16 protein-coding genes are annotated in these 15,970 nt (G+C 40.1%); 2 read left to right on the top strand and 14 right to left on the bottom strand.

What is annotated here, in order from left to right; translation table 11 throughout:
- Positions 1-126: 126 nt before the first annotated feature.
- The 7 genes from ilvD to LQ188_RS00050 all read right to left on the bottom strand — a co-directional run bounded on the left by ilvD (position 127) and on the right by LQ188_RS00050 (position 7,992).
- Positions 127-1,797, bottom strand: a complete 1,671-nt coding sequence (gene ilvD / locus LQ188_RS00080; RefSeq protein WP_034311212.1) for a dihydroxy-acid dehydratase — start codon at positions 1,795-1,797, stop codon at positions 127-129.
- Positions 1,798-2,079: 282 nt separating this feature from the next.
- Positions 2,080-3,216 carry a conserved virulence factor C family protein gene (locus LQ188_RS00075; RefSeq protein WP_230175670.1) on the bottom strand — a complete coding sequence of 379 codons (1,137 nt, stop codon included), beginning with the start codon at positions 3,214-3,216 and terminating at the stop codon, positions 2,080-2,082.
- Between the two features lie 130 nt (positions 3,217-3,346).
- On the bottom strand, positions 3,347-5,224 hold the full coding sequence (locus LQ188_RS00070; protein ID WP_230175669.1) for an ABC-F family ATP-binding cassette domain-containing protein: 1,878 nt from the start codon (positions 5,222-5,224) through the stop codon (positions 3,347-3,349).
- A complete protein-coding gene (locus LQ188_RS00065) occupies positions 5,221-5,865 on the bottom strand; it encodes an HD domain-containing protein (RefSeq protein WP_230175668.1) in 645 nt (214 codons plus the stop codon). The genes LQ188_RS00070 and LQ188_RS00065 overlap by 4 nt, the downstream gene beginning before the upstream one ends.
- A gap of 53 nt (positions 5,866-5,918) precedes the next feature.
- A complete protein-coding gene (locus tag LQ188_RS00060; RefSeq protein ID WP_230175667.1) occupies positions 5,919-6,764 on the bottom strand; it encodes a DegV family protein in 846 nt (281 codons plus the stop codon).
- Positions 6,765-6,903: 139 nt separating this feature from the next.
- Positions 6,904-7,380 carry a glutathione peroxidase gene (locus LQ188_RS00055; RefSeq protein ID WP_101225300.1) on the bottom strand — a complete coding sequence of 159 codons (477 nt, stop codon included), beginning with the start codon at positions 7,378-7,380 and terminating at the stop codon, positions 6,904-6,906.
- A 78-nt stretch (positions 7,381-7,458) separates the two neighbouring features.
- Entirely contained in the window at positions 7,459-7,992 is a 534-nt protein-coding gene (locus LQ188_RS00050) for a hypothetical protein (protein ID WP_101225301.1), read from the bottom strand.
- A gap of 168 nt (positions 7,993-8,160) precedes the next feature.
- Here LQ188_RS00050 and metA point away from each other — a divergent pair, with 168 nt between their 5' ends.
- A complete protein-coding gene (gene metA, locus LQ188_RS00045; RefSeq protein ID WP_101225302.1) occupies positions 8,161-9,069 on the top strand; it encodes a homoserine O-succinyltransferase in 909 nt (302 codons plus the stop codon).
- A gap of 100 nt (positions 9,070-9,169) precedes the next feature.
- Here metA and LQ188_RS00040 read toward each other — a convergent pair whose 3' ends face one another.
- The 4 genes from LQ188_RS00040 to LQ188_RS00025 form a co-directional block, all read right to left on the bottom strand.
- Positions 9,170-9,865: an AIM24 family protein gene (locus tag LQ188_RS00040; RefSeq protein WP_101225303.1), complete on the bottom strand. Its 696-nt coding sequence runs from the start codon at positions 9,863-9,865 to the stop codon at positions 9,170-9,172.
- Positions 9,865-10,560, bottom strand: coding sequence for a class I SAM-dependent methyltransferase (locus LQ188_RS00035; protein ID WP_101225304.1), 696 nt, complete (start codon positions 10,558-10,560; stop codon positions 9,865-9,867). Before LQ188_RS00035 ends, LQ188_RS00040 begins: the two co-directional genes overlap by 1 nt.
- Before the next feature lie 141 nt (positions 10,561-10,701).
- Complete coding sequence (gene mntR / locus LQ188_RS00030) at positions 10,702-11,130, bottom strand: transcriptional regulator MntR (protein WP_048687667.1); 429 nt, start codon at positions 11,128-11,130, stop codon at positions 10,702-10,704.
- 102 nt (positions 11,131-11,232) lie between these two features.
- Positions 11,233-13,404, bottom strand: coding sequence for a DNA topoisomerase III (locus tag LQ188_RS00025; RefSeq protein ID WP_101225305.1), 2,172 nt, complete (start codon positions 13,402-13,404; stop codon positions 11,233-11,235).
- 253 nt (positions 13,405-13,657) lie between these two features.
- Between LQ188_RS00025 and LQ188_RS00020 the strand changes: the two genes are divergently transcribed.
- Positions 13,658-14,209 carry a hypothetical protein gene (locus tag LQ188_RS00020; RefSeq protein ID WP_230175666.1) on the top strand — a complete coding sequence of 184 codons (552 nt, stop codon included), beginning with the start codon at positions 13,658-13,660 and terminating at the stop codon, positions 14,207-14,209.
- A gap of 245 nt (positions 14,210-14,454) precedes the next feature.
- Here the strand turns inward: LQ188_RS00020 and LQ188_RS00015 are convergent, their stop codons facing one another.
- From LQ188_RS00015 to LQ188_RS00005, 3 genes are all read right to left on the bottom strand, one after another.
- Entirely contained in the window at positions 14,455-14,703 is a 249-nt protein-coding gene (locus LQ188_RS00015) for a hypothetical protein (RefSeq protein ID WP_230175665.1), read from the bottom strand.
- A gap of 126 nt (positions 14,704-14,829) precedes the next feature.
- Positions 14,830-15,234, bottom strand: coding sequence for a histidine phosphatase family protein (locus LQ188_RS00010; RefSeq protein ID WP_230175664.1), 405 nt, complete (start codon positions 15,232-15,234; stop codon positions 14,830-14,832).
- Between the two features lie 446 nt (positions 15,235-15,680).
- Positions 15,681-15,970 (bottom strand): transposase (locus tag LQ188_RS00005; protein WP_230175663.1); only part of this gene is annotated, 290 nt, incomplete at its 5' end.

Raw genomic sequence — 15,970 nt, 5'->3', positions numbered from 1 at the left:
TATATTATTGAGTGCATATGCAAAAATGACGCTTAAAGCTTTGTAAAATTTCATTGTTTCCCACAAAGAAACATGGTGACAGAATCCAGTTTCATTCTGCCACCATGTTTTAGTCTTCCTTTTAACTTAAACTTTCATCACTCCGCCTGAGCTGGCATTCGTCACAAGTTTGGAATAACGTGCTAAATAGCCTGTTCTGACTTTTGACTCGAAGCCTTTCCAATTGGCTTTGCGTTTTTCGAATTCTTCATCGGAAATTTCCAATTGGATTTTACGATTATTCAAATCCAATTCGATGATATCTCCATCTTCAACAAAGGCGATCGGGCCTCCCTCAGCTGCTTCGGGGGATATATGACCAATGCTGATGCCTCGGGATGCTCCTGAAAAGCGGCCATCAGTGATCAAACCGACTTTCGCTCCAAGTCCCCTCCCGACGATTTGGGAAGTGGGTGCCAACATTTCCGGCATTCCCGGCCCACCTTTAGGCCCTTCGTAACGAATGACCACTACATCCCCTTCTTTAACCTTTCCGGTAATGATTCCGGAAAGTGCATCTTCCTGGGAATCGAAACAAATGGCAGGACCCCTGTGATAGCCACCAACTGATGCGTCAACGGCGCCCACTTTTACGATGGAGCCTTGAGGAGCAAGGTTACCGAACAATACCGCAAGCCCGCCACGCTCAGAATGCGGATTATCCAATGGATGGATTACATCCTTGTCCAATATTTCACAACCGGCAACATTTTCGCGGAGCGTTTTACCTGAGACAGAAAGGCAATCTCCATTAAAGGCACCTGGTTTTTTGAGTAACTCATTAATGACGGCACTAACACCACCGGCATTATGTACATCTTCAATATGATAATCGGATGCCGGTGCGATTTTCGCTAGATGCGGTACGCGGTTAGCTATTTCATTTATGCGTTCCATCGGATATTCAAAACCTGCTTCATGTGCCAATGCAAGCGTATGAAGCACGGTGTTGGTCGAACCGCCCATCGCCATATCCAAGGCAAATGCGTTATCAATTGCATCAATCGTTACGATATCACGAGGCTTGATATCCTGTTTGATTATCTCCATCAACTGTTTAGCGGATTTCTTAACGAATTCCTTACGTTCCTCAGCTACTGCCAAAATCGTACCATTTCCCGGAAGTGCAAGTCCCAATCCTTCAGCCAGGCAGTTCATGGAGTTTGCTGTGAACATTCCTGAACAAGAACCGCAAGTAGGGCATGCAACCTGCTCGATTTCCTGCAAATCCTCTTCATTGATATTACCTGCTTGATAAGCACCCACCCCTTCAAAAACGGATGTTAATGAAAGAGATTTACCATTTTTATCTTTACCTGCTTTCATGGGTCCACCGCTTACGAATATTGTAGGAATATTGACACGAAGTGCTCCCATCATCATTCCCGGCGTTATCTTGTCACAGTTTGGAATGCACACCATACCGTCAAACCAATGTGCCGATACAACAGTTTCTACGGAATCTGCGATGATTTCACGGCTTGGCAAAGAATAGCGCATACCAATATGACCCATCGCAATTCCATCGTCTACCCCGATCGTATTAAATTCGAAAGGAACACCGCCCGCTTCGCGAATCGCTTCCTTCACTATTTTTCCGAATTCCTGAAGGTGTACATGACCTGGAACGATATCGATATATGAATTACAAACCGCGATGAACGGTTTACCGAAATCTTCTTCTTTAACACCTGCTGCCCGCAGCAGGCTTCTATGTGGAGCTCGATCGACCCCTTTTGTAATCATGTCACTTCTCATATTTGATGTAGACATTTGTTGTACCCCCAATTTCCGCTAAATGTTTAATGATTCAGAATAATATAATTTTTAGTATACTCTAAAAATTCTAACATATTTATAGACAAATGCAACCATTCTTCACTAAATATCTACAAAAATCATTTTACTAAAATAATAGAGTTCCATTTTATAGATTCGACCTCAGGGGAGCCCCTTTCAAATGATTGGAAATGATCCTTAAAAAATAAAAAGGCATGCGGATTATATTATCCGCATGCCTTTTTCCTGGGTCATTTCAAATCACTTGTCATTCGCTTGTCTTGATTCTGTCATTTGCTTCCAAACCGAACCTTTTGCTTCTTCGCCATTTTCTATACGGTCTATGGCCATCTTGACCTGAAGGGCCACTTCGAATTCAGGATCCTGTTCCGCTTGTTTAAGATAAGGGAGGGTCGTTTCATTTCCCACTTCATATAAAAACATCGCGGCCCGCCATCTAACCAATTTATTTTTATCCGAAAGTGATTGAGACATTTCTCCCATCGCTTCTTCAAAGCCAAGATCTGATAAACAATCACCAGCCGTTCGTCTTACGGCCGCACTTTTATCTTTCAATGCTTTATACAAGCTCGGGAGCACTTTTCTATCCTCGATCATACCCAAGTATACGACCGCGAGCCTTCGAATGGAGACCTTACTGTCGGAGAGTGCCATATCCAATACTGGAATATCATCAACCGTTGGATCTTCCATTTGTTCTAAAGCCTGATAACGCTTTTCCCAGCTTTCATCATTCAGCATTTCTGCAGTCAGTTTAATTTTTGGACGTTTCAAAATTGCTTCCTTCGTATCGACCATTTCTTTTGTAGCTGCAACTAGCCGATTAATTCGATCTTCCGGATAAGCTGCGATCAGTTCATCCGATACTTCCTTCACGATATCTTCCATATCACCATATCTTACGCCATAATCCTTCCATTTTCGAAGCAGGACTACATTGTCATCTTCTTTTTGGGCAGCGGCAATGCCCTTTATGAAATAATCCGGTAAGGCAAAACGTTTTTCGTGTTGACTATCACTTGCTTTAATTTGCATCGGAATGCCCTTGAATTGTTGAATGGCAACAGTTACTTCTCCGTAATGTTCATTTAGCGTTGTTTGTTGATTTTGTTCTTCGGTTTTTTCCCCGAAAACCTGACGGATTTGGACCAAGATATCTTTCCAATCATATTTCGCATTTCGCTCAACGGCTAAAAAGTCCGCAACATGATATACCCCTTTCACTCCCTCGATCGTAAATAAATCTTTGATCAGCTGGGGTGCCTGGTCAGCTTGATCTTTCTTATAATTATTGCTCTTACCAGCTAATAGTTCTTCTGTTAAATTGATTTTCATTGTATTCGGACTTGGTGTAGGTTCTATCGACTTAATTTTCAATGCATTTCTCTCCTTTTACAAGACGTTTCCATGTACTAGATATTATCACATCGGCAACAGATTCTCATGCAATTGAGATTGGCAAAAAAAAGACTGATCCAAGTTTACTTCCTTGGACCAGTCACCACGCTCATTCTTCTTCCAATTTTTCCGCTAAATACGCCCATCTTTCCATCAAATGGTCTAATTTATCCGTTAGTTCCTTTTCTTCTTCAAGAAGCAGGCGTACTTTTTCAAAATCGCTTCCCGCCGCTGACATTTCTGATGTTATGTCTTTCAAGCGCAGCTCGGCCCGCTCCATGTTCCCTTCTATCTCTTCCCATTCCTTACTTTCCGCATAGGTCAGTTTTTTCTTTTTCTTTTCGGTCCGGTTCATCTGTGGCTCTGGTGCTTTTACTGGCACAGCCTCTTCCGTCTTTTCTTCCAAGAACTCTGAATAAGAGCCGTAATAGAAGTCAATGTCACCTTTATTCTTGAAAACAAGAAGCTGATGGCACGTTTTATCCAAGAAATACCTATCATGTGATACAGTAATGACTACACCTGAAAACGTTTCTAAATAATCCTCAAGAACGGTCAAGGTTTGCGTGTCCAAATCATTCGTCGGTTCATCCAAAAGCAGGACATTAGGTGCCGACATCAATATGTTAAGGAGATATAATCTCCTTTTCTCCCCACCGGACAGCTTACGAATTGGCGTCCCATGCGATCCCATTGGAAACAAGAACCTTTCAAGCATCTGCGCAGCCGATATGAAACTACCATCTTTAAGGGCGATTGAATCTGCCGTTTCCCGAATATACTCTATCATGCGCAAATTCTCATCCATATCGACGCTTTCTTGAGTATAGTATCCTATTTTCACGGTTTGCCCTTTTTCCAGGTTTCCTTCATCTATGGATTCCCTTCCTGCCAGGATATTCAACAAGGTTGACTTTCCGCTGCCATTATTACCGACGATCCCAATTCGATCACCTGGTTTGAAGAGGAAGGAAAAATGGTTGATGATGGTTCGATCACCGAAGGATTTGGAAACATCCTGCATCTCAAGCACCTTTTTCCCAAGACGGGCACCGCTTAATTCCATTTCCAGGTTCTCGGTTTTCTGCTTATCCTTTACACCAGATTCCAATGTTTCGAAGCGTTGGATCCTGGCCTTTTGTTTCGTTGTCCGGGCCTTTGCTCCTTTACGGATCCAGGCCAGTTCCTTTTTGAATAGACTTTCCTTTTTCGTTCTTTCAGCTGACTCGTTCTCTTCACGAATGGCCTTTGATTCTAAATAATCCGCATAGTTTCCTTTGTATTCGAAAAGCTGCGTTTGGGCAATTTCCCAAATCTTATTGGACACACGATCAAGGAAATATCGATCATGGGTTACAAATAAAACGGACTTTTGATATTTCCCCAAATATTCTTCAAGCCAAGTGATGCTTTCGAAATCGAGATGGTTGGTAGGCTCATCCAAAATCAGTAAATCAGGGGTCTCAATCAAGGTTTTTGCCAGTGCCGCACGTTTTTTTTGGCCACCTGACAGTTCCCCCAATTTTCTTGAGTGATCAGGAAGTCCAAGCTTGGTCAGTATCGTTCTGGCATTGGCACTTGTATCCCAGGCGCCAAGCGTGTCCATATCCTGCTGTTGCTTTAACAAACGGTCCTGTACTGCGCCATTCTGCGGATCTACCTGGAGTTGAACGAGTGTCTTTTCATATTCTTTAATCAACGAAAATACAGGAGTTGAACTTTCATACATATATTCCATGATCGTCAATTCCTCATCGAAATGAGGGTCTTGGGATAGATAGGAAATCGTGTAATCATTCGGGTGATCTTTCTTTCCTAAATCACTGTCTTCCAATCCTGCGATAATATTCAATAATGTCGATTTACCGGTGCCGTTTATTCCAACGATCCCGATTTTCTCCCCTTCGGTTATGGAAAAAGAGACATCTTTAAAAAGCAGCTTTTCCCCTTGGGTTTTCATTACATTTTCCATGCTAAAAACTTTCATAATCGTACATCCCATTCCTTATTAAATTCATCCAAAAATCCAATCATATATTCATGCCTTTCACTTGCAATCTTCTTGGCAGTACAAGTATTGAGCATATCTTGCAAACGCAATAACTTTTCATGAAAGTGATGAATGGAAGAGCTTTTGCCATTCCTGTATTCCTTCTTGGTCATGTTTTCCCTTATGGGCAATGAAGGATCATACATAAGTTGTCCCTTTTTTCCGCCAAATGCAAATGTCCTGGCTATGCCAATGGCACCAATTGCATCCAAGCGGTCCGCATCCTGAACAATTTCAGCCTCGATCGAGGGAAGCTTCATCTGCCCTGCACTATATGAAATTGTATTGATGATCTGTTTGATGGCATCCATACTATCATTATCCAACTTTATTTCATCGAACCAAGAATCAAGCTTTTTCCAGCCTCCATCGGCTTCCTGGTTTAATTTATCATCAGGGATATCATGAAGCAGGGCCGCCAATTCAATGATGAACTCATTTCCTTTTCGTTCTTCTTTTGCAATATGTAAAGCCAGCTTACGTACACGATCGATATGGAACCAATCATGGCCGCTGGCATCAGAATTCAATTGGTCAAATACATACTTCTCCGTTAATTCAATCATCGTTTGTTTCATTTCACCACTCCATGTCCTATCTATTTTACCATGGTTCTCAATAATGGTGTGCTTTAATCTTCATTGAACCAACTGATTCCAATCGTCTGTTCACCGGTATGCACCCCGATGGCGCTCCCCAGTGGGGATACATGGGTCAACACATGAGGAAATTCTTCGGAAATCATCTTTCTCCATTTTTGTGCCTGCTCCGATACTCCACCATATAATATGGTGCATTCTTTTACTTTTCCCGCTTCGACTGATCTGCGAAAATCAGTGAAGATCTGTTTTTCTGCTTTTTTAAGGTTCCGAGGCTTAGATTTAGTATGGAGCACACCATTTTCGATTGAAATGATGGGTTTAAAGCTCAATAGGCTTCCTAGAATATACTGTGCGTTTGTTAACCTGCCGCTGCGATGCAGCTGATCTAAAGAGCCTATCATTACATAGGTCTCATGGTTATCCGCATACATTCTCGTTTTGACGAATGCTTCATTGATGGAATCGCCATTCTCAATATGATGCATGAGCCGTTTCAAGATTAATAGCATCGGAAAGGAAATAAGTAAAGTATCAAAAACGTCAACAGGGATCGTAACCATTTGTGCAGCTTGCCTGCTCGCGGAAACGGTGCCGCTCAATTCACTTGAAAGGTGTACGGCTATGATTCGATCATAGCGTTTTTCAAGCTCCTTATATAACTCATGGAATCTGCCGACCGACGGCTGTGACGTAGTGGCGGTGATTTTATCCTCACTCATCCGACGGTATAATTCCTCAGGTAATAGGTCGACGCCATCTTCATATTCCTTCCCATCGATGATGACGACCATCGGAACGACGTATACATGTTCATTCAATGATAATTCTTCGTCTAAAGTTCCCGTACTGTCTGTTACCCATGCAATTCGTTCCATGTTTTCCCCCCTCATTTGTGTCTTCTATTATATTCAACATCCCAACCATCTGTCCCCTTTTAAAAACGGATGCATGCATTAAATTTCTAACCTAAAAAAAAGAGCCCAACAGAAGTTTCCGTTGGACTCGAATCATTTCTCATAATAATTTTTTTATATCCTCTTCCATTTCCAGAGGTTTTGTTTTAGGCGCATACCGGCTGACGATATTTCCATCTCGGTCAATCAAGAACTTTGTAAAATTCCATTTTATCGATTTGGATCCCATCACTCCGGGAGCATTTTCAGTCAGATAGCTGAATAAGGGATGGGCTTCCTTTCCATTAACATTCACTTTGGCAAACATCGGGAAAGTTACACCATGATTCAATTTGCAGTATGAATCGATTTCCAGATCATCACCAGGCTCCTGATTCAAAAACTGATTACACGGAAAACCAAGTACGACAATCCCATCCTCTTTATATTGTACATACAGGCTTTGCAAATCATCATACTGTGGCGAAAAACCGCATTTGCTTGCGGTATTCACTATGATCATCACTTTCCCTCTATATTCCTCAAGCGAGATGGTTTCGCCATTAATTTTATTGACTTCAAATTCGTAAATGGACATATATGATCTCTCCCTTTAGTATGATGATTCATTTTACCGTATTTAAAGGTACGTTTACCAACTTTTATCCTTTGCCTATCATCCTGGAATCTTCACTGCTTGGATAGATTGAATCAAATACTCTACCATGTCTTCCAAATCATCCATTTGCTCTTCTTTTACCAGTCTTCCAAATGATACTTTATATATAGATGAAGTAACGGGTTGCATTTTTTTACTGACCGTATCGCTGGTCGTCACTGTAATGATTCTTTGATCTCCCCAAATTTTTTCCAGGTCGTTCAACAATTGTTCAGCATTCACCTCATCAAGCTTTTTGGGAAAAGAAATGAAAATATTGACCGTGCAACCCGTATGCGTATCATCAATATCGGCATCGAGTAACTCCGAACTTAGGTTCTTGAGAGAAGCGTGTAACTCGATGGCACCGCTAATCGAAATGGGCGCCATTGTTTTTTTCAATCCCATCTCAATCTTATATGATCTGGACATGGTCGAGAGATTCACTATATCATCACGGTTTATGACCAATATATCCCCAATGAAGTCACGATCGTAAACCGCTCCTTCCAATACCACTTTCATGTTCTCAAATGCTGTAGGATCAAACAATCTCCAAACACCTCTCCAACTTATAAGTTTATGTATTCATGATCTTCCCATTTTACCATTTCCGGGCCATTTCCTTCGGGATTTACAAGAAATTATTAAAATAGCTTTTCTATTCAATAATTTTCTATATAATTAAAATATTATGATTTTTGAAGAAGGAGGCTAATCATGCCAATCAGAATTCCAGAACAACTGCCAGCAAGAGAAATTTTAGAACAGGAAAATATCTTCGTTATGGATGAGGAAAGAGCTACCAATCAGGAAATCCGTCCATTGAATATATTAATATTAAACCTAATGCCAGAGAAAGAAAAAACGGAGGCCCAGTTACTGCGCTTTCTTGGCAATACTCCCATTCAAGTAAATATATCATTCCTGCGCTTGAGCACACATGAATCAAAAAACACAAGTAAATTTCATTTAGATCAATTTTACAAATCATTTAATGAAATTCGCACGAAGAAATATGACGGCTTGATCATTACAGGTGCTCCAGTAGAAAAGCTGGAATTTTCAGACGTCAATTATTGGGAAGAACTGCAGAATATCATGAACTGGTCAAGCGAAAATGTCACATCCACCCTACATATCTGTTGGGGGGCACAAGCTGCCCTGTACCATCATTATGGAATAGGCAAATACGAACTTCCAGAGAAATGCTTCGGCGTATACACCCATGAGGTCCTTGAACCGAATGAAAATCTAGTCCGCGGATTCGATGATTATTTTATGGCCCCTCATTCACGCCATACGGATATTGACTATCAAAAATTAGTTAACCATCCTGAATTGAAGGTTCTCGCACAGTCCGATCAAGCTGGTGTATTGATCGCTGCTTCGATTGACGGAAAAAGAATTATGGTTACCGGCCATTTCGAGTATGATGCCGATACCCTAGGTGAAGAATACAGGCGCGATAGAGAGCGTGGGATCAATACGCAACTCCCTGAAAATTACTTTCCTGATAACGATCCGACCAAGGTACCTCTCCACCGCTGGAAGAGCCATTGCAGCTTGATGTTCTCTAATTGGCTGAACTATTATGTCTATCAATCTACCCCTTATGAGTGGGATTGAAAGGGTAAGAAAAAAGAAGCTTTCACTTTTAAGTGAATCGTTTTTTTGGGCAGCCACTTCATGGGGAAACAACCTGAGTTTCTGACTCAGGTTGTTTGTTTCATGATTCCTTATTACCGAAGTATACCTCTTCAAAAGGTTGGACGACCACAAATCCTTGACCTTCGAATTTCATTTGAACGGATTCGCCGCTTCCCCTCCCAAAAAACGACTTCAATGAAACATCCGTTACGAATTCAGGCTGCAATTCCCCTGACCAAGCTACTGTGGCATTCGGGTCCGTATAGACCGGATTCCCAGATTCCACCATTAAAGTAAGCGGCTCATAATGGGAAGTGAATGCGACCATGCCTCTCCCCTCGAGCCTTACGTTGAACAATCCCCCCGCCAATAACCCGGCAATGCGCCGCATCATTTTTATATCCCATGAAATCCCCGGTTCAAATGCAAGTAAATCATTTCCGTTAACACAGATCGATTCACCATTTAACTGTAAAATAGAAATCTTCTTCCCTTGATCGGCGACGTATAGCTTGCCGCTTCCGGTCGCTTTCATCAAGGATGCACCCTCACCAGTCAAAGCTTTTTTAAAGAGTTTACCAAGACCATGCTCCAAGATGCCTTCCCGCTCGAATTTAATATGGCCGCGATAAGAAACCATCGTCCCCATTTTTGCCCAGATCTGCTTTTCCAAATTAATCTCCAGGATTCGTTCCGTTTCAAGTTCGAATAAGCCTTGCCCTTTATCCTGCTGCTTCGTCTTTTCAACGAATTGATCGATTTGATACTTCTCCATCACTGCCCCACCTCTTTTTGCAGGAGAAACAGCCACATGAACGATACAGCTTGCTTTAATTCCTTTGAAAAATGTCCCAGTTTTGCATAGTCCACCCCTCTCTTTGCAACGCCGGTATCAGCCACTGCCTTCCATCCTGTTTCTAAAGCCATTTTTTCAAATTCCCATGGCTGCATTGTATTCATGATGACTTTATCTCCTAATAACCGTTGAAAACTGAAGTTTTTTCGTGGTTCAGCTGTTGGACCAAGTATCCCAAAACATACATAGCCGCCAGGCTTTATTACCCGTTGGATTTCCTTCATCACCGTTAATGGTTCACCCGTATATTCCAAAGAATTAATGACCATTGCTGCATCCATTTCTTCATCTTTGAATGGTAGATTATAAAAATCTCCTTGCAGGAAAGAAAGTCCTGGTTGTTGAGCGGTTTTTCCCTTTGCAAATTCAATCATCACATTGGATAGATCAACTCCGGTTACTTTAAATCCCGCTTCGGCCAATTTCAAGGAACCAACTCCATCTCCACAGCCTATGTCAGCTACCTTCACTCCCGAAGGTACATATTCAGAAAAGAAAGGAATAATGTTTTTCCGGCTCCCCGTTTCCCACATTTCTTGCGAATTCTTCACCCACATAGGTGCAAAAACATCCCATTCCTTTTTCGACTCTTCATGCCATGTATGTAAATTCATCTGAAATTCATCCTCCCATATACCCCCTAATTCCCGACCGGGGCTTCCCTATAGCTATTCTGCTCTTAATTCAAAAATCCTCCTTTAAAACGTCACCCCTAGTGATTTTCAAATACATAAAAAAAAACTGCCAGCGGCAGCTTATTTTGAATTTTCTTCATTTCTTTTTTGTATCTTACGTAAATCCTCGACACGGTCAGGAGATTCTTCAAAGAATTCAACCAGGTCTCCAATCCTATCGATGGCATTCCAACTAAGGTGGTGTTCAATCCCCTCTACATCTTGATAAATATTTTCTTCCTTGACCCCAATCAACCTTAGCATCTGTTCTAAAAGTTCATGACGGTATACGAGCCTTTTACCAACTTTTTTCCCATTTGCGGTTAAAACGAGACCCCGGTACTTTTCATATATCAAATATTTTTCCTGATCCAGTTTTTGTACCATTTTTGTAACAGAAGATGGGTGGACGGAAAGATTTTCGGCAATATCGGAAACTCTTGCATATCCTTTTTCTTCAATAAGTAAATAAATTTGTTCTATGTAATCCTCCATGCTCGGTGTAGGCATTCGGAATCCTCCCATTCAAACGCATATCTAAAAATTTTACTATATAAACGGCCCCGAAACAAGAAGATATAAGTCTCAGGGCGCCTTTAATGATGCTTCTTCTCAAGTTTGCTTGATGTTTTGTTCTGTTGGGAATGTAAAACTGATCTTCTTTTCAGCATCGGACCACGATAGAATGGCATCAAAGGTTTTTTCCCCTTTTTTAAAACCGCTTATCAGATCCGTTTCACCGCTCGCCAACAGCTTTTTTATATTTGCTTGACTGATTTTCTTATTAAGGATTTTTTTGGAGATGGTGAAGTTACACTTTGTTTTTTGATAACTTACACATCCATAGAATTCCCCTTTATCGACAATCTTAGAACCGCATAGTTTACAGCTGCCCACAGATGCCGAGCTTCTTTTTTTAGAGCCGCTCCGTTGAATCGACTCGGTATCCAGCCCTTGAAAATCCCAGTTTTCCGATGATTCCACGGCATCACTGATGATTTTTGCTGACATCTTTTTAACAGCTTCCATAAATCCGCCGGCTGAAGCCTTTCCTTCACCGATTTCCCTCAAACGCTGTTCCCATTTGGCTGTCATTTCAGGTGAAGCCAGGATTTTCTCCCCGATGGCAGTAATCAGCACTTTCCCTTTATCTGTCGCAAAAACCTGATTTTTTTTGACATTGATGTATTTACGGTCTTTGAGCATGGTAATGATGCCAGCCCGAGTTGCTTCGGTTCCGAGACCCTCGGTTTTCATCAGAACTTTTTCTAACTCTTCATTATCCAGATGCTTTCCGGCTGTTTTCATCAAAGTGATCAGCTGACCTTCTGTATAGCGCTTAGGAGGTTGGGTTTTTCCTTCTTTCACCTTTATATTGGCGACCTTTCCAGTATCCCCTTTGGAAACGGACGGCAAAATGATATCATCATCCTTGTCATCTTGGAAAATCACTTTGCGCCATCCCTCTTGAATCTGCTGTTTGCCTTTAGAAATGAATTCCGCACGCTTATCGACAAGCGTTTTAATGGTGGTGTAATCGAAAATCGCTTTTTCATAATGAGCCGCAATCAACCGGCGTACCACCAAGTCATAAATATTCCGTTCTTCGGCGGAAAGCCGCTTCGGGTCGGTTACCTGCTCCGTCGGGATAATTGCATAGTGATCAGTCACTTTTTTTTCATTTACAAACCTTTTATTATTCATGATGTTCGGTTGTGGCAAAGGAAACAGGGATTCATATTCTGAAAACCCGCTTAGTTTTTGCAAGATATCGGGAAATGTTTCGGCTTCCCCTTCCGTTACATAATTGGAATCTGAACGTGGATAAGAAACGATCCCTTTTTGATATAAACTTTGTACTATATCAAGCGTCTGTTTCGGTGAATATTTATAAATCTTGTTCACTGTAGCTTGCAATGACGATAGATTAAATAACAAAGGCGGCTGAAATTCTTTCCTTTCAGTATCCATTTCAGCTATTTCAGCTTCCTTACCCTTGCAAAAGGCGGCAATTTTATCAGCCATTTCTTTTGTCTTTATTCTCGGATCATTGTTCTGCTGCCATTTTCCCTGATATTTCTTTCCATCCATCTTGAAGTCAGCGAACACTTCCCAGAACGGCTCAGACTTGAATTGCTCAATTTCCATTTCCCGCTTCACTATCAAAGCAAGAGTCGGTGTCTGAACCCTTCCAGCTGAAAACACATCCGAAACGCCCCTTTGTTTCAATAAAATACTATACGCTCTCGACGCATTCATTCCCACAACCCAGTCCGCACAAGCTCTCGTATACGCTTCATAATAGAGCGGCCTGGTTTTTTCCTCGCTCTTCAAATTTTGGAATCCCTCATAAATCGCTTTTGGGGTCAAAGAGGAAATCCATAAACGTTTCATCGGTTTATTGACATTGCATAGATTAACGATATTGCGTACAATCAATTCTCCTTCACGCCCGGCATCACCTGCATGAATGATTTCATCGACTTCCGGTTTCCTAAGTAAGGTCTTCACAACATTGAATTGCTTTGCCTTTTGTCGGGTCACTTCATATTGAAATTTCTCAGGAATCATCGGCAACGTTTCCATCGACCATTTTTTCCATTTTGAATGATAGGTTTCCGGTGAAACAAGTTGACATAAATGCCCGACAGCCCAAGTTACATAAGCTCCATCGGGAAAAAGTTCATTCGGCATGATTTCTATATAGCCTTGCTGTTTCTTCGTTTTAAATTGAGCTGCTAGCGTTGAACCTTGATCTGGTTTCTCCGCAATGATTAGCTTCATGATCATCTTCACCTAATCCGTTACAAAATATCTTTCCCCTATCATTATACCTTAATTATCACAATCGGCTAGATATGACTTCGTTTTTACTGAACTGATAGTAGAAAGCATGAAATGATTGCTTATCTTCGGTTAAGAGTGAGGATTTCAGGGAGATGAAAAAGTCCGCCTAAATATTGGAAGGTTAATAGGTAAAAACTTCGAATTTGGGTGAATCGGAGTATATACAAAAGAAACTAGTGCGATTTTAAATGTGCCCTTCCAAGCTTTTCACTGTTTAGATGAAGATGAAGAAATTAAATTTTTTGATATTATTAATACAAAAGCTCAAGGTATAGGTACTTCGTTAAGTAGATTTTTAAAAAGAGAAAGTGATAATCTTAGTTGGATTGCAACACAGCTAATTATTGACCCTAACAGCCCCTTGTATAATAAAGGAACGTTAATTGGCAAAAGAACTAAAGAAAAGCATATTACTTTACAAAATGTATATAACTTTCTTTTGTTATTAATTATAAATACAAAGATAGCCGAATTACCTAAGGAAAAAATACTTAATATAACTCTTACTTATTTTAATTGTATAAAAGAGTTGTTACCTGTTGAATGGAGTGATTATAAGCAATATAGACTAACTCATATAGTCTGTTTAAATGCTTTTGCTATAGCCGGCAATATAATTATTCCTTCAAATTATAATTTTGTTTCCAACCAGTTAAACATTAAAGAAGTAAATAAAAGAATGAGCAGTATAAAGATATTTGATTGGTCAAGTGAAGGAGCCTTGAAATATCTAAAAGGTTAGTGGTTCTAAACTCTTAGCTGAAGATATAATTGCTTGTGTAGAAAAATAATTATTTGGTTTTCATTTCTAATATTAAAATGGCCAAAAATCAAAATGATTTTTGGCCATTCTTTTTTATTATCATAAACATAAGATTAATATTTTCAATTCTATCTGGCGTAAGATTCTTGGCAATAACTATGCCGACAATTAAGGTTTGAGAAGTGATTTAAATAACACCCTCAATTTTTGAAACAGCAAAATTATCATTCGGACCCCATACTAACAAGAGAAAACTCTACGATATATTGGAACTCACCGTTAATCTCAAAAGGATAAGTGGCTTCTTCCCCCGGCTCAGTTATTATTTTTTCGGGAGGGAAGTAGCTTATTTCTACCTTCATTTTAATCGCCTCTCTTAAAAGGTTCGAATAGTTATTATAACGTGAAACCGTTGTTTTCGCTGGCTTATTAGTATTATCAGTTCCTGAATTATCCTGCTCCGATAGTTCCATAAAGAAAAAGCTGCCTTAAAGACAGCTCCGATCTTCAGCTAGAGCACCCGTTAGTTCTATAAGAAAAGGAGCTGCTGATCAGCTCCTGATATTAAAAAAGTTAAAATTATTTAGCGCGAACATAAGTTAATTCAAATGCGTAGTACTATTTAAAAACCTTATAAGTTTGTATGGATGGTCGGTATACTCAAGAAGATGTATACCTGTATTATTAGAATTGAACCACACATCATTAATTTCGGGTGGTAATTGAAGAAAGCTTTCAATTATTTTAGTAATCATCCCCCCATGGGATATTATAGCAATTCGTTTATAATTTGCACTGTTCTCTCTAATATAGGAAAGGACATTTTGAGCTCGTAATCTAAAATTAAATTCACTCTCCATATCTTGCATCTCTCGTAAATCATCTAAGAATGTTACTGGGCATTGGATAGTATTTGATAAAGTTTCAGCAGTTTCACTAGCACGAAGCAAGGTACTTGACCAGATGAATTCTGGTGGAAACTCTTCTGATACACGCCGGCACATTTTTTCTACTTGTTCAAACTCCCTTAATAGTTAATGGTAAATCTGTAGTTCCTTCGTAATTTTCTTCTAGAAAATCGTCTTCTGACTCACCATGTCGAATTAATAGTATCTGCAAGATAACACCTCAACTTTGTTTTATTTATCCATACTAATAATTCAATTCAACTTTAATAAAACCTTTAAAAGAATAAAAACTGAGGTATTTGTTATAACTCTAAATCCTATTAAGGTTTATCAAGAACCTTGTTCAACTAAACTGCCCCGTTAATTCCATAAGAAAAAGCTGTCTTAAAGACAGCTCCAAGCTTCAGCTAAACCAGCTAATAGGATGTCAATATCTTTCTCTAAAATTTTCATTTCCCTTATGATATACTATTTTTGTTCATGACAAATAACCCTCCAAAACCCTTTTGGAAGGATTTTTCTCTGTTTCACAAAATCGTTAATCAGGCTAAATCTAGGAATGCTTCTTTTCTTTTTAATAAAGCGTAAATCCAATGAAGCAACTTATTCATACAGGAAACGATTGACACTTTGGCAGGTTTTCCTTCTGATTTTTTCTTATCATAGAAGGCTTTAAGCTTTTTGTTCCTTGAACTTCTTATGCCGCATAGTACGGCAAGATACAGAGAATGACGTAGTCTGCTCGAACCTCTTTTCGTAATACGATTAATGGTTGCCGTAAACTTACCTGATGAGTGAACACTTGGATCTACTCCAGCGAAGGCAACTAGTT

The organism is Peribacillus sp. Bi134, from assembly GCF_918698065.1.
In the GTDB taxonomy this organism is placed as follows: domain Bacteria; phylum Bacillota; class Bacilli; order Bacillales; family DSM-1321; genus Peribacillus.
The sequence above is the reverse complement of the archived record's forward strand: the minus strand, read 5'-3'. Positions and strand labels throughout refer to the sequence as shown.